We start from the raw sequence: 14,356 nt of genomic DNA on the forward strand, positions 1-14,356 counted from the left end.
CGGCCTTGCGGAACGCGCCACCGCGTTGGACGATGGCGCATGGATTCCGGCCCCCTCACCTACGCGATCGGCGACGTCCACGGCTGCGCCGCCCTCCTCGACGCGCTGCTGGAGCGGATCGCCGACCACGCGGATGACCGTCCCCACCGGCTAGTCTTCCTCGGGGACTACATCGACCGCGGCCCGGACAGCGCCGCGGTGCTCCGCACCGTGAGCCGCCTGAACTGGGCCGAGCCCGAGCGCGTCGTCTGCCTGATGGGCAATCACGAGCGGATGCTGCTCGACGCACTCCAGACGGAGAGCGCGGCCGCGCACTGGATGTACAACGGCGGCGAGGCGACGCTCGATTCGTTCGGCGCGCGGGATCCCGCCGGCCTGCCCCGGGACACCCTCGACTGGATCGAGGCGCTCCCGACGCTGCACGGTGACGGCGCCCACTGGTACGTGCATGCCGGCCTGCGGCCCGGCGCGGACGCCCTCGGCTCGGACGCGCACGATCGCCTCTGGATCCGCGAGCCGTTCCTCGAGGGCGACCACGATTTCGGACGGCACGTGGTCCACGGCCACACGCCGCAACGGAGCGGGCGGCCGGAGGTTCGCCGGTTCCGCACCAACCTCGACACCGCGGCCGTCTACGGCGGCGCGCTCACCGCCGGGATCTTCTCGGACGCGCAGGGGCCGGCCCTGGAGTTCCTGCAGGTGAGAGCAGCTTAGGGCGCGACGGCGCCGTCATCGCGAGCGGAGCGAAGACGCTGGCCCGCGGGCCGCCGGCCGGACCTGTCAGACCCCGCGTCGCGCGGGCACCAGCGCGCAGAGGATCCCGGCGAGCCAGCCGCCCATCAGGGCGAAGCCGCCGGTGGGCGCCGCCATCGGGAAGAGCGCGTGCTGAAGCCACGCGCGCACCGAGAGGTCGCCGCAGAACAGGATCAGGCCGGCGACCAGCAGCCCGGCCGCGACGCGCGCGAGACCGGCCCGGACGAGGCCCGCGGCCCCGAGACCGACCAGCGCCAGGATGGCGGGGGCGTGGAACAGCAGGAACTGCGCCGCCGTCTTCAGCGAGTCCGCCCCGGGGATGTGCGCCGCGGCGGCGCTCAGCGCGACGCCGAGCAGCCCGGCCAGGGCGGCGAGCGCCGCGAGCGCGCGGTCGACACCCGCGAGTCTCACGCGCCGCGCTCCGCCAGGAGCTTGGCGATGGCCGCGCGCAGATCCGGCACGCCGGAATCGTCCCGGCTCGAGGTGAGGATCACCTGCGGGTAGGCGGCCGGCCGCTTGGCGAGCCCCGCCTCGATCCCGGCGATGCGGCTCGCGACCTCGCCCTTCTTGAGGGAATCGCCCTTCGTCAGCACGACCTGATAGCTCACCGCGGCCTTGTCGAGGCCGTCGAGGACGTCGGTGTCGATCGACTTGAAGCCGTGCCGGGCGTCGATCAGCATGAACACCCGGGCGAGGTTGGCGCGGCCCTTGAGGTAGGCGTGAATCAGCCGGGTCCACGCCTCGACCTTGGCCTTCTCGACGGCGGCGTAGCCGTAGCCGGGCATGTCGACCAGCGACAGGCGCTCGCCGATCCGGAAGAAGTTGAGCTGCTGCGTCCGCCCCGGCGTGTGCGAGGTCCGCGCCAGGGTGTTGCGCCCGGTGAGCGCGTTGATCAGGCTCGACTTGCCGACATTCGAGCGCCCCGCGAAGGCGATCTCGACGCCCTCCATGGGCGGCAGCCGGTCGAGGATCTGGGCGGCCGCGTAGAAGTCGGCCGGGCCGGCGAAGAGAAGGCGGCCGGCCTCGAGGAGGTCGGCCGCGTCGTCGTTTGTCTCGCTCACGGCGTCTCGCCCGTCAGCTCTTGGTGGCGGCCGCCTTGGTGCCGCCGCGCTTGAACGTGGTGCGGAGGTTGTCCCACAGCTCCACCTTCACGCCGTTACGGCGCATGATGACGTATTGCTGGATCACCGACAGGGTGTTGTTCCAGGCCCAGTAGATCACGAGGCCGGCGGGGAACGAGCCCAGCATGAAGGTGAACACGATCGGCATGAAGGTGAAGATCTGCGCCTGGACCGGGTCCGGCGGCGCGGGATTCATCTTCATCTGCACGAACATCGTGATGCCCATGATGATCGGCCAGACGCCCAGGTGCACGAAGTCGGGTGCCGGGAACGGCAGCAGGCCGAACAGGTTCACGATGCTCGTCGGATCCGGCGCCGCGAGGTCGCGGATCCAGCCGAAGAACGGCGCGTGGCGCATCTCGATGGTGATGAACAGGACCTTGTAGAGCGCGAAGAAGACCGGAATCTGGATCAGCACCGGCCAGCAGCCGGCGACCGGATTGATCTTCTCCTTCTTGTACAGCTCCATCGTGGCCTGCTGCTGCTTCATGCGGTCGTCCTTGTACCGCTCGCGGATGGCGGCCATCTCCGGCTGCACGGCCTTCATCTTGGCCATGGAGACGTAGGACCGGTTCGCGATCGGCAGGAACAGCAGCTTCAGGCAGAAGGTCACCACCAGGATCGAGACGCCGAAATTGCCGAACAGGTGGTAGAAGAAATCCAGCGCCCGGAACATCGGCTTGGTGATGAAGAAGAACCAGCCCCAATCGATCATCAGATCGAAGTGCTTGATGCCGAGGTCCTTCTCGTAGTTGTTGATGACGTTGACTTCCTTGGCGCCGGCGAACAGCCGCTGCGTCGCGGTCGCCGAGGCGCCCGCCGCGAGATTCACGGCGTCGCCGCGCACGCTGGCCTGGTAGACGTTGGTGGCACCGTCGGTCCGGTCGGTGAAGGCGCCGGTATAGGGCGCGTCCTGATCGGGGATCGCGGCCGCCGCCCAGTACTTGTCGGTGATGCCGACGAAGCCGCCGGTCACGCCGCTCCAGGCCTTGCCCTTGGTGTTGGCACCGCCGTAGGCGCCCTCCTTGGCGAGCTTGTCGTAGGTGAATTCCTGCAGGCCGTCGTTGCCGAGATAGCCGATCATGCCCTCGTGCAGGACGTAGTAGCCCTGGGTGTGCGGCTTACCCCAGCGGGAGACGAGGCTGTACGGGTAGAGCGTGATGGCGCCCGAGCCCTTGTTCTCGACCTCGTCGCGGATCGTGAACATGTACTTGTCGTCGACCGCGATGATCCGCTTGAAGACGAGGCCGGCGCCGTTGTCCCAGGTCAGGGTCACGGGCATGCCGGGCGAAAGCGTCTTGCCGTCGCTGGTCCAGAGGGTGTCGTTGGTCGGCAACGGACCGGCATTGGCGCCGACCCAGCCGAACTCGGCGTAGTAGGGCGTCTCGGTCCCGGCCGGCGAGAACAGCACGATCTCGGGGCTCTTGGGGTCGATGGTCTCGTGGTAGTTCCTGAGCGAGACGTCGTCGACGCGGCCGCCCTTCAGGGCGATCGAGCCGGAGAGCGCCGGGGTCTCGATCCGGACGCGCGGCGAGCGGGCCAGCGCCGCCTCGCGGGAGACCGGGCCGCCCTGGGCGGTCGGCAGCGTGCCGGGCGCGGGGGCCGCCGGGCCACCCTCCTTCGGGGACGGCGAGGGCACGCCGTCCGGGGTCACGCCCGGGGGCTGCTGCTGCGCGGCCTTGTTCTGCGCCTCGATCTGGCGCTGCTGCTCCATGCGCGGGCCGGCCACGAAGTACTGCCACCCGAGCAGCACCAGCAGCGACAGGCCGATGGCCACGAACATGTTCGTCTTGTCATTGCCCATCAGGGACACCGCCGCACGCGTTCGGAGTGGCAACAGGAACGTCGCCGGCCACGGGGGACCTGCGCGCGCCTGTGATTCGGGGATCTCTGTCGCACCCCTGCGACGGGCCGATGTCGGCACCGCCGGGTGGGGCCGCCTGCGCGGAGGCGCGGCCGGCTTCGTGCGGGAGAGAGGACGACTGAGAAGTGGCCGTGTCAGGGGCCGGCTTGGCGCGCCGACCGCCGGATCGGCCGGGTGACCTGTCCCCGCGGGGCGCGGCCGCGCGGGTCACCGCGGGAATCGCGCGGCGCAGATCCTCGGCGAGGGCCTCGAAGGAGGCTTCGAGGGCGGGGCGGCGGGCGATCAGCACGATGTCGGCTGGAAGGCCCGCGAACTCGCTCGGCAGATCGGACGCGACCAACCCCACGGCAGCGCGGAGTCGGCGGCGGATGCGATTGCGCTCCGTCGCGTGGCCGACACGCTTCGTGATGGTGAAGCCGAGACGGAGGCCGGGGCAAACGTCCGGGTTCCGAAGACGCCCCTGCGCGGTCATACGCTCGGTGTGGAAGCGACGCCCCTCGGCCGCCGCCAGGAAGTCGGGTCGTTTCTTGAGCCGCTCGATCGTCGCCATCGATGGTTCGATCCCGGCCGATACCACTTGCCTCGTGGCGCGGATGCGTCGGAGCGTCCGCGCCGGCGAGGATCAGGCCTCAGGCCGACAGGCGCTTGCGGCCATGGGCGCGACGGCGCGCGATGACCTTGCGGCCGCCGGCGGTGGCCATGCGCGCACGGAAACCGTGACGGCGCTTACGGACGAGCTTGCTCGGCTGGTAGGTTCTCTTCATGGCTCAGAGCCTTCAAAGGTCGAGGCGCGCTCGCGGGCAGCTATTGCTGCACCCGACCTTCACGCGTCCTGGTTGTCTGCAAACACGAAGGGCGCCCATGCGGGGCGCCACGTCGCGAGTGGCGGGCTTATGGCGGATGAGCCCCGCGAAGTCAACGTTTCGCGGGGCTCAATGACCCTCGAACTGCATGAGGGTGCGCACCTCGACGCCCAGGTCGCGCAGGCGCTGCGCGCCGCCGATCTCGGGCAGGTCGATGACGAAGCAGGCGGCCACGATCTCGGCGCCGATCTTCTGGAGCAGGTTCACGGCGGCGATCGCGGTGCCGCCGGTGGCGATCAAGTCGTCGACCAGCAGCACCTTGTCGCCGGGCCGTACGGCGTCGACGTGGATCTCGATCTCGTCGGTCCCGTACTCGAGGGCGTAGGCCATCGAGACAGTCTTGTGAGGCAGCTTGCCCTTCTTGCGGATCGGCACGAAGCCGCAGGAGAGCTGGTGGGCGATGGCCCCGCCGAGGATGAAGCCCCGGGCCTCGATGCCGGCCACCTGGTGGATCTGTCCGCCGGCGTAGGGATGCACCAGGGCGTCCACCGCCCGCCGGAAGGCGCGCGGGTCGCTCAGCAGCGTGGTGATGTCGCGGAAGATGATCCCCGGCTTCGGGTAATCGGGAATCGAGCGGACCGATTCCTTCAGCGCGACGTGGCGGCGGGCTTCCATGCGTTCGGCCTTCCGTGGGGAACCGCGGGCTTAAAGCAGAAGCCCGACGGCCTGACCAGTCGGTGGCGGCTCAGGCCGCCTGGACCTTCTTGAGGATAGCGACGAGGTCCCGGTGAAGCCCCTCGTTGCCGCAGGCCACCGACCGGGGCGCCAGCGGCTCGGCCGCGCCGTCCGCCGAGGTCACGAAGCCGCCCGCCTCGCGCACCAGGATCACGCCGGCGGCGAAGTCGTAGGTCTGGAGGTCGCGCTCCCAGTAGGCGTCGAGGCGGCCGCAGGCCACGTAGGCCATGTCGAGGGCCGCCGAGCCCATCCGGCGGGTCCCGCCGGCCACCGCCATCACGGCGCCGAGCTCGCGCAAGAGGCGCGGGTGGCTGCCGCGACCGAGATAGGGCGTGCCGTAGCCCACCAGCGCGTCCGCCATGTCCTGGCGGCCGGAGACGCGCAGGCGCCGGTTGTTGAGATAGGCGCCCTTGCCGCGCTCGGCGACGAACAGCTCGTCCTTGATCGGGTCGAAGATCACGCCGGCCACGATCTGGCCCTCGCGCTCGAGACCGACCGAGACCGCGAAATGCGGCACGCCGTGCAGGAAGTTCGACGTGCCGTCGAGGGGATCGATGTGCCAGGTGTGGCTCTTGTCGGTCCCCTCGATGATCCCGTTCTCCTCGAGCACGAGGCTGTAGCCCGGACGCGCCTTCATCAGGGCGTCGCGCAGCACCTCCTCGGCCTTGCGGTCGGCCGCGGAGACGAAGTCGCCCGGACCCTTGCGCGAGACCTGCAGGTTCTCGACCTCGCCGTAGTCGCGGCGCAGGCCGCGCGCGGCCTTGCGCACGGCATCGACCATGACGGTCATGAGGGGTGAGGAGATCATAGGCGGACTTTTCGCGGATGAGGATTGGCGCCGTCGTTACAGGTCGGCGCCGGAAAAGACGAGATGGGGACGGGACATGGAAGCGCTGCGGGCCGCTGCCTCAGCGCGAAGCCGGCGCGGTCAGGCCGGCCTCAGCATACCGCCGCACCCGTCTTTGCGAGCGGAGCGAAGGAATCCAGGGCAGCAGGCCGGCCGCGGATGTGGCATCCCTGGGTTGCTTCGCTCCGCTCGCAAAGACGGGCGCCCGCAACACGGCCCGGCCGGGACGGCGGCGCGGATCCTACTCCGCGGCCTCGACGAAGACAGTGCCGGCGCGGGGCAGGTCCAGGGCCTGCCAGGTCTCGCCCAGCGCCGCGGCGAGGCGCTCGATATGCGCCGCGTCGTGGAACGGCGACGGCGTGATCCGTAGCCGCTCGGTCCCGCGCGGCACCGTCGGGTAGTTGATCGGCTGAATGTAGATCGCGTGGTGCTCCAGGAGATGGTCCGCCGCCGCCTTGCACAGCTCGGCATCGCCGACCATCACCGGCACGATGTGCGTCTCGGTCTCCAGGACCGGAAGCCCCGCCGCGCTCAGCGCCGCCTTCGTGGCCGCCGCCTGACGCTGGTGCGCCTCGCGCTCCGCGCTCGAGCGCTTCAGGTAGCGCACCGAAGCCCGCGCCGCCGCCGCCACCGCCGGCGGCAGCGCCGTCGTGAAGATGAAGCCCGGCGCGAAGCTGCGCACCGCGTCGCAGATCGCCGCCGAGGCGGTGATGTAGCCGCCCACGCAGCCGAAGCCCTTAGCCAGCGTCCCCTCGATCACGTCGACCCGGTGCATGACGCCGTCGCGCTCGGCGATGCCGCCGCCGCGCGGGCCGTACAGGCCGACGGCGTGGACCTCGTCGAGGTAGGTCATCGCGCCGTAGCGCTCGGCCAGGTCGCAGATCGCGCCGATCGGCGCCACGTCGCCGTCCATCGAGTAGACCGACTCGAACACGATCAGCTTGGGCCGGTCGCCGGCCTGCCGCAGCAGTTCCTCGAGGTGGGCGAGGTCGTTGTGGCGGAAGATCGTCTTGGCGCACCCGGAATGGCGCACACCCTCGATCATCGAGTTGTGGTTGAAGGCGTCCGACAGAATCAGGCAGTCGGGGATCAGCTTGGCGATGGTCGAGATGCCGGCCTGGTTCGAGACGTAGCCGGAGGTGAAGACGAGGCCGGCCTCCTTGCCGTGCAGGTCGGCGAGCTCGCGCTCCAGGTCGACCAGCGGCGAGGTGTTGCCGGCGATGTTGCGGGTGCCGCCGGCGCCGACGCCGCAACGGGCGGCGGTCTCGGTCATGGCGGCGACCACCTCCTTGTGCTGGCCCATGCCGAGATAGTCGTTGGAGCACCACACGGTGATCTCGGTGGTCTTGCCGTCCGGCTGGCGCCACTTGGCGGTCGGGAAACGCCCCGAGATCCGCTCGATGTCGGCGAACACCCGGTACCGCCGTTCCCCGTGCAGCTGATCCAGGGCCCCGCGGAAGTAGCGCTCGTAGCCGGATCCGGCGCGCGTCGATCCCGCTTGGGCGAGCATCGTGCTGGGCATCCGGGTGACGGTCATCGAGCGTCCTTCGCGTGTTCGGCCGCGCGGGCGACGCCGCGTGAGCGGCGTCTCAGGCCCGCGATCGAGGTCCGGCCTCGGTCCAGTCCTTCGCGTGAGGGCCGCAAGATACGCGCGGATCTGGAACTGGTTCAAGGTAAGGTTCCGACATCGCAGCGTTGCATCCGTTGAGAGGCCCGCGTGAACCCGCTAGCGTCCGGCACGATCTTCCGACCCGAACTTGGCTCCCGCCCCCTGCAACAGCTCATGTCTCCGACCGCAGACGGCTCGTCCGGCGTGGACCGCCCGGCCCCGACCTTGCGGCGACCAAGGGTCGCGCCGTGACGGATTCCAGGGACGAGCGCGCGGAGCGCCTCAAGGCCGCGCTGCGCCAGAACCTGCGCCGCCGCAAGGCGCAGGGCCGCGGGCGGGCCGAAGGAAGACCTTCTCCGGGCGCGGATCAGTCCTGCGCGCGGGAATCGGATGGAAACGGTCCTGATTCCGACAAATCCGGTCTATAGGGCACGGCCAAGCCTGGGCGCTGCCGCGCCCGCGATCAGCACGGCCGGCCGCGCGCCCTCGGGGGTGCGCCGCCCGAGGACACACGATGGACCGCATCCACATCACCGGCGGCGCGCCGCTCAACGGCGTGATCCCGATCTCGGGCGCCAAGAACGCGGCGCTGCCGCTGATGATCGCGAGCCTGCTCACCGGCGAGACGCTGGAGCTGATCAACGTGCCGCGGCTCGCCGACATCGCCGCGCTGACGCGGATCCTCGGCAACCACGGCGTGGACCACATGGTCGTGGGCAAGCGCCCCGGTCAGACCACCGAGACGGGCCAGACGATCCGGCTCACCGCCTCGAACGTCATCGACACCACGGCGCCCTACGAACTGGTCTCGACCATGCGGGCGAGCTTCTGGGTGATCGCGCCGCTGCTCGCCCGGTTCGGCGAGGCCAAGGTCTCGCTGCCCGGCGGCTGCGCCATCGGCACCCGGCCGGTAGACCTGCTGATCATGGCGCTGGAGAAGCTCGGGGCCGAGATCGAGATCGACGCCGGTTACGTCGTCGCCAGGACCAAGAACGGCCTGCGCGGCGCCGAGTTCGCCTTCCCGAAGGTGACCGTGGGCGGCACGCACGTGGCGCTGATGGCCGCCGCCCTGGCCTACGGGACCACGGTGATCGAGAACGCCGCCCGCGAGCCGGAGGTGGTCGACCTCGCGGAGTGCCTGAACAAGATGGGCGCCAAGATCCGCGGCGCCGGCACGCCGCGCATCGAGATCGAGGGCGTGGCCCGCCTGAACGGCGCCCGCCACGAGGTCCTGCCCGACCGGATCGAGACCGGCACCTACGCCATGGCGGTGGCGATGGCCGGCGGCGACGTCGTGCTCAAGGATACCCGGGCCGACCTGCTCCACTCGGCCCTCGACGTCCTGACGACCACGGGCGCGGAGATCACGCAGGTCGAGGGCGGGATCCGCGTGCGCCGCAACGGCGCCGGCATCGCGGCGGTCGACGTCACCACCGACCCGTTCCCGGGCTTCCCCACGGATCTCCAGGCGCAGTTCATGGCGCTGATGACGCTGGCGAAGGGCCAGTCGCATATCCGCGAGACCATCTTCGAGAACCGGTTCATGCACGTGCAGGAGCTGGCCCGCCTCGGCGCGAAGATCCGCCTGGAGGGCGACCTCGCCATCGTCGAGGGCGTGGACCGGCTGAAGGGCGCCCCCGTGATGGCGACCGACCTGCGCGCCTCGGTCTCCCTGGTGATCGCGGGCCTCGCCGCCGAGGGCGAGACCCAGATCAACCGGGTCTACCATCTCGACCGCGGGTTCGAGGCGCTGGAGGCCAAGCTCGGCCGGTGCGGCGCGCAGATCGAGCGCGTCCGGGCCTGAGCGGCAGCGCTCGGTCCGAGCCGGCCGGCGCGCGGCAGCGCCCGAGGCTCAGTCCTCGATCTGCCCGCGCCTGTAGCCGAAGCCGGGGATCTCGCAGCCGCAGGGCGCGTCGGGAGGCCCCGGGCGCACCCTGCACGTGCCGCGGGCCGTCACGCAGACGCTGTCGTCCCACCGGCGCTCGAAGTCGCCGCGCCAGCGCGAGCCGCGCCTGTCGTACGCATCGTCGACTGGCGGCGGGGGCGGACGCCAGCCATACCCGTCATCCGCGGGCGGAGGCGGCGGACGCCCGCCGGGCGGCGGCGGTGCGTAGAGATCCCGATCCGGCGCCGGACGACCGTAGATGTAGGGCCGCGCGTCCGGACCGACCTGCGCGACGGCGGGTCCGGCCGCCTGCAGCCCGACGGTCAGCACCGCCACAACCGCGCGCTCGGTGAGTGCCGCCATATGAGACCCTGCCCCGGCTCGACCGCCGGCGCGTCTAAACGGCGACGCTGGCCCGAGCCTGTGCCCCGGCCGGGATCGCGATCCCCAGACCAGCCGTTGCCCGAACGGGGCCGCGCCGCTACCTACGCCGTGCCGCGGACCGGCCCTCGCCGCCCGACCCGCGCCCCGTATTCCCCGAGGACCCTCTGCATGGAGCTGCTCAGGCTCGCCGCCCTCGACACCGAGGACCTGACCGTGATCTCGGCCCACCTGCAGGACGCGATCCTGCGACCGCAGGACCTGACCTTCCTCGCCGGCGAGCACCGCTTCCTCATGGCGGTGCGCCGCTTCGACTGGACGCCGAGCGCCCCGCCGCGCCGGCGCCTCGCCGGCCTGCACATCGAGCGCGTGCTGGGCGTGAAGAGCCGCGGCCTGAAGCCGGACGACGCGACGCCGATGAGCCTGCTCGCCCTCACCTTCGAGCCGACGGACGCGCCCTCCGGGCACATCGACCTCGTCTTCTCCGGCGGCGCGGCCCTACGGCTGGAGGTCGAGTGCATCGAGGTCCGGATGAAGGATCTCGGCCCGGTCTGGGAATCGGCGAACCGTCCCGGGCACGACATCGACACCGATACGGCCGCCGGCTCGGCGGCCTGACGCGAGACAGAAGGCTTCCCGATGGTCCGGCTCGACAGCAGCGATCCGAATTTTGCCGCCGCCTTCGCGCGCCTCCTCACGGTGAAGCGCGAGATCGCCGAGGACGTGGACGAGGCGGTGCGCGGCATCATCGCCGACGTCGTCGCCCGCGGGGACGAGGCGCTGGTCGATTTCACCCGGCGGTTCGACCGGCTCGGCGCCGATTTCTCCGCCGCGCAGCTGCGGGTCACGGACGCGGAGATCGAAGCGGCCGTCGCGGCCTGCCCGCCGGACTCGCTGGAGGCCCTGCGCCTCGCCGCCGAGCGGATCGAGAGCTTCCACCGGGCGCAGCGGCCCGCGGATCACCGGGCCACCGACGCCCTCGGCGTCACGGCCGGCTGGCGCTGGACCGCGCTGGAATCGGTCGGCCTCTACGTCCCGGGCGGCACCGCGAGCTATCCCTCCTCGGTGCTGATGAACGCGCTGCCGGCGCGCGTCGCCGGGGTGCCGCGCCTCGTGATGGTGGTGCCCACCCCGGACGGCCAGATGAACCCGCTGGTCCTGGCTGCCGCGCAGCTCTCCGGCGTCCACGAGGTCTACCGGGTGGGCGGCGCCCAGGCGGTCGCGGCCCTCGCCTACGGGACCGCCACGATCGCCCCCGTGGCCAAGGTCGTCGGGCCCGGCAACGCCTGGGTGGCGGCGGCCAAGCGCCGGGTCTTCGGCCAGGTCGGGATCGACATGATCGCCGGCCCCTCCGAGGTGCTGATCCTGGCGGACGGCCACGCCAACCCCGACTGGATCGCCGCCGACCTCCTGGCCCAGGCCGAGCACGACGTGGCCGCCCAGGCGATCCTGATCACCGACAGCGCCGAACTCGCCGGCGCCGTCGAGGCGGCGGTCGAGCGCGCCCTCACCACCCTGCCCCGTCAGGAGATCGCCCGGGCGAGCTGGCGCGATTACGGCGCCGTCATCCGGGTCCGCACCTTCGACGAGGCCGTGCCCCTGGTCGACCGCCTCGCCCCCGAACACCTGGAGATCGAGACGCAGGACGCGGAGGCGCTCGCCGCCAAGGTCCGCAATGCCGGCGCGATCTTCCTGGGCTCGCACACGCCGGAGGCGATCGGCGACTATGTCGGCGGCCCCAACCACGTGCTGCCGACCGCGCGCTCCGCCCGATTCTCGTCCGGGCTGGGCGTGCTCGACTTCATGAAGCGGACGACGATCCTCGCCTGCACGCCGGAGAGCTTGCGGGCGCTCGGCCCGGCGGCGATAAACCTCGGCCGGTCCGAGGGCCTGGAGGGGCATGCCCGCTCCGTCGCGATCCGGTTGAACCTGTGAGGTTTTGGGGATGGCGGAGAAGCAGCGCGGGCCGAACCGCCTCGCGAAGGTGAGCCTGGACGAGGGGTCTATCGCCCGCGGCAATCCGGATCAGGAGCACGAGCGGGCGATCGCCCTGTTCGACATCCTGGAGGACAATTCCTTCACCATCCCCGGGCGGGAGGGCCCCTACGCACTCACGCTCGGACTCGTCGAGAACAAGCTGTCCTTCGCCATCACCACGGTGGACGGTGAGCCGGTGATGACGCACCTCCTGTCGCTCACGCCGTTCCGGCGGGTGATCCGCGACTACGAGATGATCTGCGAGAGCTACTACAACGCGATCCGCACCGCCTCGCCGTCGCAGATCGAGGCGATCGACATGGGTCGGCGGGGCCTGCACAACGAGGCGTCCGAGACGCTCAAGCAGCGGCTCGAGGGGAAGGTCGACCTCGACCACGACACGGCGCGCCGTCTGTTCACCCTGATCTTCGCGCTGCACTGGAAGGGTTAGGCGCCCTCCGCGCCGACCGGCGATGGCTGAGCCCGCTCCCGAGCCTCCTCCCGAGCCTTTTCCCGACGCGCCCCCGAAGAAGCGGCGGGTGCAGTCCGTCCTGTTCATGTGCAACTACAACGCCGTGCGCTCCGTAGCGGCGGAAGCGATCGCGCGCGCCTATTTCGGCAAGTCCACCTACGTGCAGTCGGCCGGGGTGCGCTCCGGCGAGCCCACCGACCCGTTCATGGTCGCGGCCCTCGACGAGGTCGGAATCGACGCGAGCCGGCACCGCCCGCGCACCGTGGAGGAGCTGGAGGACTGGGAGGGCCTGAACTTCGACCTGATCATCACCCTCGCGCCGGAGGCGCACCACCGGGCACTGGACCTGACGCACACCCTCGCGGCCGATGTCGAGTACTGGCCGACCCCCGACCCGACGCTGCTGCAGGACGCCTCGCGCGAGCAGCGCCTCGACGCCTACCGCGACGTCCGCGACGGGCTGACCCGGCGGATCAAGGCGCGCCTGAAGGCATAGGCGGACAGGCCGCCGCGACGCTGCGTTGCTGGAAGACCTCACGCGCTTGGCGGGAACGTCTCTTCCCGATGGCCGCTGCCGGGAATCCCCGACGTCAGCCGCGGTTGCCGACCAGCCAAGCGCGCATCCGGCCGGCGAGGAGCGGCCGGGCGCGCCCGATGTCCTCGTCGTCGAGCAGCGGCGAGGCCGCGAGGGTCGCGAGATAGGCGTCCTCGGCGGTCCGGCAGGCCCGGAAGGCGGCGTCGGCGGCGAGATCCCGGTCCGTCAGCGCGGCCTGGATCCGGAAGTTGCGGCTGACGCAGTCGCGCCACGCGGCGTGGCGGGCTTCGGTCTCGCTCGCGGCCCGGGCGGTGCCGCAGGCGGCGGCGACGAAGACGACAGCCAGAAGCGGGACCGGCGTCACGTGGCGGGCTCGCGGCATCGTTAAGGCACTCCGTCACACGACAGAGTGGCGCCGCAGGGTTAGCGATCCGTTAAGGAACGGCGCGTGCGGCCGAGGTTCCACTGCTCGCCGCGTGGCTTGTTCACCGGTTTGCGGTGGTGACCGGGGAGGTGACGCCGCCGAGGGAGACCCAGGCGACGGCGTCCTGGCTCTCGCGCTTGATGAACACGTAGCCGGTCTTGTGCCAGGGCAGGATCGCGCTGGTCTTGTTGTCGAGCACCAGATCGCCCCGGTCGGTGATCAGGGTCAGCACGGCGTGGCCCTCGCCCTTCTCGTCGATCACCACGGTCATGCGCATCGCCCGCCGCGGCAGGCCGGCCTCGGCCAGCATGTGGCGCTTGAGCAGCTGGAAGTCCTCGCAGTCGCCGATGCCGTCCTCGGCCAGGTCCCAGCGGTCGGCCACGTGCAGGTGGTCCTGGTCGGTCATCGGCTCGATCGCCTTGTTGACTCGCCGGTTCACCGACACGATCGTCGCCCAGGTCGCCGGCGTCAGGCTGATCCGGGCCGGCTCGCCCCGGTCCAGCGCGCACTCCGCCGCGTAATTCTGGCAGAACGTCACCCACGCCGCGATCGGCTTGGCATCGCCCTGCACCCGGGCGCCGGCCTCGGTGGGCAGGCTCGCCAGCGTCTGCGCCTGGGCCGGGGCGGCGAGCCCCGCGACGGCGAGGGCAGCCAGGGCCGCCCGGCGGCTCCGGGAGAGCCGACGCGAGGCGGGTCCCTTGACCAGGCCCTGCATCATGGAAACCGCGAACCGCATCGCCGGGACCCAACCGTTAAGCTCTCGTTAACGAAAGCTCTCACGCCGGCGGGCCGGCGGCAATCCGCCGATTAACAAAAGGTTAATGCTGTGCGCAACGCGGATAAGCGCACTCTCGGCCGGTCATCGTGACGCTCACCGGCCGTGCGCGAAAACGTGAAGGCGCCTCAAGGTGTTCTCGGACGACATCCGCCGTTATCCCGGCACCGCGCCA

18 protein-coding genes are annotated in these 14,356 nt (G+C 71.0%); 7 read left to right on the forward strand and 11 right to left on the reverse strand.

The window, feature by feature from the left end; translation table 11 throughout:
- Positions 1 to 39 precede the first annotated feature (39 nt).
- A complete protein-coding gene (locus ACLBYB_RS16150; RefSeq protein ID WP_447699385.1) occupies positions 40 to 714 on the forward strand; it encodes a metallophosphoesterase family protein in 675 nt (224 codons plus the stop codon).
- Between the two features lie 66 nt (positions 715 to 780).
- Here ACLBYB_RS16150 and ACLBYB_RS16155 read toward each other — a convergent pair whose 3' ends face one another.
- From ACLBYB_RS16155 to hemA, 8 genes are all read right to left on the reverse strand, one after another.
- On the reverse strand, positions 781 to 1,164 hold the full coding sequence (locus ACLBYB_RS16155; RefSeq protein WP_132367235.1) for a DUF423 domain-containing protein: 384 nt from the start codon (positions 1,162 to 1,164) through the stop codon (positions 781 to 783).
- The gene (gene yihA / locus ACLBYB_RS16160; protein WP_056526930.1) at positions 1,161 to 1,814 is read right to left on the reverse strand and encodes a ribosome biogenesis GTP-binding protein YihA/YsxC; all 654 of its coding nucleotides are present in this window, start codon (positions 1,812 to 1,814) and stop codon (positions 1,161 to 1,163) included. Before yihA ends, ACLBYB_RS16155 begins: the two co-directional genes overlap by 4 nt.
- A gap of 13 nt (positions 1,815 to 1,827) precedes the next feature.
- A complete protein-coding gene (yidC, locus tag ACLBYB_RS16165; RefSeq protein WP_020092499.1) occupies positions 1,828 to 3,678 on the reverse strand; it encodes a membrane protein insertase YidC in 1,851 nt (616 codons plus the stop codon).
- Positions 3,668 to 4,288 (reverse strand): ribonuclease P protein component, encoded by a 621-nt coding sequence (rnpA, locus tag ACLBYB_RS16170; protein ID WP_447699386.1) that lies wholly within the window; start codon positions 4,286 to 4,288, stop codon positions 3,668 to 3,670. The genes yidC and rnpA overlap by 11 nt, the downstream gene beginning before the upstream one ends.
- Before the next feature lie 79 nt (positions 4,289 to 4,367).
- Positions 4,368 to 4,502, reverse strand: a complete 135-nt coding sequence (rpmH, locus tag ACLBYB_RS16175) for a 50S ribosomal protein L34 (RefSeq protein ID WP_007558110.1) — start codon at positions 4,500 to 4,502, stop codon at positions 4,368 to 4,370.
- 168 nt (positions 4,503 to 4,670) lie between these two features.
- On the reverse strand, positions 4,671 to 5,216 hold the full coding sequence (locus ACLBYB_RS16180) for an adenine phosphoribosyltransferase (protein ID WP_012320444.1): 546 nt from the start codon (positions 5,214 to 5,216) through the stop codon (positions 4,671 to 4,673).
- 70 nt (positions 5,217 to 5,286) lie between these two features.
- The gene (locus ACLBYB_RS16185) at positions 5,287 to 6,084 is read right to left on the reverse strand and encodes an inositol monophosphatase family protein (RefSeq protein ID WP_026604817.1); all 798 of its coding nucleotides are present in this window, start codon (positions 6,082 to 6,084) and stop codon (positions 5,287 to 5,289) included.
- 280 nt (positions 6,085 to 6,364) lie between these two features.
- The gene (gene hemA / locus ACLBYB_RS16190) at positions 6,365 to 7,633 is read right to left on the reverse strand and encodes a 5-aminolevulinate synthase (protein WP_026604818.1); all 1,269 of its coding nucleotides are present in this window, start codon (positions 7,631 to 7,633) and stop codon (positions 6,365 to 6,367) included.
- A gap of 347 nt (positions 7,634 to 7,980) precedes the next feature.
- On the opposite strand from hemA, the gene ACLBYB_RS16195 reads away from it, so the two are divergent.
- A complete protein-coding gene (locus ACLBYB_RS16195; RefSeq protein WP_081636463.1) occupies positions 7,981 to 8,160 on the forward strand; it encodes a hypothetical protein in 180 nt (59 codons plus the stop codon).
- 86 nt (positions 8,161 to 8,246) lie between these two features.
- Positions 8,247 to 9,536, forward strand: coding sequence for a UDP-N-acetylglucosamine 1-carboxyvinyltransferase (murA, locus tag ACLBYB_RS16200; protein ID WP_020092503.1), 1,290 nt, complete (start codon positions 8,247 to 8,249; stop codon positions 9,534 to 9,536).
- A 48-nt stretch (positions 9,537 to 9,584) separates the two neighbouring features.
- On the opposite strand, the gene ACLBYB_RS16205 is transcribed toward murA, so the two are convergent.
- Positions 9,585 to 9,980, reverse strand: coding sequence for a hypothetical protein (locus tag ACLBYB_RS16205; protein ID WP_447699387.1), 396 nt, complete (start codon positions 9,978 to 9,980; stop codon positions 9,585 to 9,587).
- Between the two features lie 189 nt (positions 9,981 to 10,169).
- On the opposite strand from ACLBYB_RS16205, the gene ACLBYB_RS16210 reads away from it, so the two are divergent.
- From ACLBYB_RS16210 to ACLBYB_RS16225, 4 genes are read left to right on the forward strand one after another with little or no spacing between them, the layout of a single operon-like run.
- On the forward strand, positions 10,170 to 10,616 hold the full coding sequence (locus tag ACLBYB_RS16210; RefSeq protein ID WP_020092505.1) for a DUF2948 family protein: 447 nt from the start codon (positions 10,170 to 10,172) through the stop codon (positions 10,614 to 10,616).
- A gap of 21 nt (positions 10,617 to 10,637) precedes the next feature.
- Positions 10,638 to 11,933, forward strand: a complete 1,296-nt coding sequence (gene hisD / locus ACLBYB_RS16215; protein WP_020092506.1) for a histidinol dehydrogenase — start codon at positions 10,638 to 10,640, stop codon at positions 11,931 to 11,933.
- 10 nt (positions 11,934 to 11,943) lie between these two features.
- Positions 11,944 to 12,426 (forward strand): UPF0262 family protein, encoded by a 483-nt coding sequence (locus tag ACLBYB_RS16220; RefSeq protein ID WP_020092507.1) that lies wholly within the window; start codon positions 11,944 to 11,946, stop codon positions 12,424 to 12,426.
- A gap of 22 nt (positions 12,427 to 12,448) precedes the next feature.
- The gene (locus ACLBYB_RS16225) at positions 12,449 to 12,943 is read left to right on the forward strand and encodes an arsenate-mycothiol transferase ArsC (RefSeq protein WP_056526915.1); all 495 of its coding nucleotides are present in this window, start codon (positions 12,449 to 12,451) and stop codon (positions 12,941 to 12,943) included.
- A gap of 94 nt (positions 12,944 to 13,037) precedes the next feature.
- Here ACLBYB_RS16225 and ACLBYB_RS16230 read toward each other — a convergent pair whose 3' ends face one another.
- Both ACLBYB_RS16230 and ACLBYB_RS16235 read right to left on the reverse strand, forming a co-directional pair.
- Positions 13,038 to 13,364 carry a hypothetical protein gene (locus tag ACLBYB_RS16230; protein ID WP_447699388.1) on the reverse strand — a complete coding sequence of 109 codons (327 nt, stop codon included), beginning with the start codon at positions 13,362 to 13,364 and terminating at the stop codon, positions 13,038 to 13,040.
- Positions 13,365 to 13,467: 103 nt separating this feature from the next.
- The gene (locus ACLBYB_RS16235) at positions 13,468 to 14,142 is read right to left on the reverse strand and encodes a transglutaminase-like cysteine peptidase (protein WP_170862927.1); all 675 of its coding nucleotides are present in this window, start codon (positions 14,140 to 14,142) and stop codon (positions 13,468 to 13,470) included.
- Between the last annotated feature and the right edge of the window lie 214 nt (positions 14,143 to 14,356).

It is taken from the genome of Methylobacterium sp. D54C, assembly GCF_053345595.1.

Excerpts from the sequence above, each read along its gene's own strand:
- ACLBYB_RS16150 (WP_447699385.1), top strand. The coding sequence starts at position 40 with ATGGATTCCGGCCCCCTCACCTACGCGATCGGCGACGTCCACGGCTGC.
- yidC (WP_020092499.1), bottom strand. The coding sequence starts at position 3,678 with ATGGGCAATGACAAGACGAACATGTTCGTGGCCATCGGCCTGTCGCTG.
- rnpA (WP_447699386.1), bottom strand. The coding sequence starts at position 4,288 with ATGGCGACGATCGAGCGGCTCAAGAAACGACCCGACTTCCTGGCGGCG.
- rpmH (WP_007558110.1), bottom strand. The coding sequence starts at position 4,502 with ATGAAGAGAACCTACCAGCCGAGCAAGCTCGTCCGTAAGCGCCGTCAC.
- ACLBYB_RS16180 (WP_012320444.1), bottom strand. The coding sequence starts at position 5,216 with ATGGAAGCCCGCCGCCACGTCGCGCTGAAGGAATCGGTCCGCTCGATT.
- ACLBYB_RS16185 (WP_026604817.1), bottom strand. The coding sequence starts at position 6,084 with ATGATCTCCTCACCCCTCATGACCGTCATGGTCGATGCCGTGCGCAAG.
- hemA (WP_026604818.1), bottom strand. The coding sequence starts at position 7,633 with ATGCTCGCCCAAGCGGGATCGACGCGCGCCGGATCCGGCTACGAGCGC.
- murA (WP_020092503.1), top strand. The coding sequence starts at position 8,247 with ATGGACCGCATCCACATCACCGGCGGCGCGCCGCTCAACGGCGTGATC.
- ACLBYB_RS16205 (WP_447699387.1), bottom strand. The coding sequence starts at position 9,980 with ATGGCGGCACTCACCGAGCGCGCGGTTGTGGCGGTGCTGACCGTCGGG.
- ACLBYB_RS16210 (WP_020092505.1), top strand. The coding sequence starts at position 10,170 with ATGGAGCTGCTCAGGCTCGCCGCCCTCGACACCGAGGACCTGACCGTG.
- hisD (WP_020092506.1), top strand. The coding sequence starts at position 10,638 with ATGGTCCGGCTCGACAGCAGCGATCCGAATTTTGCCGCCGCCTTCGCG.
- ACLBYB_RS16220 (WP_020092507.1), top strand. The coding sequence starts at position 11,944 with ATGGCGGAGAAGCAGCGCGGGCCGAACCGCCTCGCGAAGGTGAGCCTG.
- ACLBYB_RS16225 (WP_056526915.1), top strand. The coding sequence starts at position 12,449 with ATGGCTGAGCCCGCTCCCGAGCCTCCTCCCGAGCCTTTTCCCGACGCG.
- ACLBYB_RS16230 (WP_447699388.1), bottom strand. The coding sequence starts at position 13,364 with ATGCCGCGAGCCCGCCACGTGACGCCGGTCCCGCTTCTGGCTGTCGTC.
- ACLBYB_RS16235 (WP_170862927.1), bottom strand. The coding sequence starts at position 14,142 with ATGCGGTTCGCGGTTTCCATGATGCAGGGCCTGGTCAAGGGACCCGCC.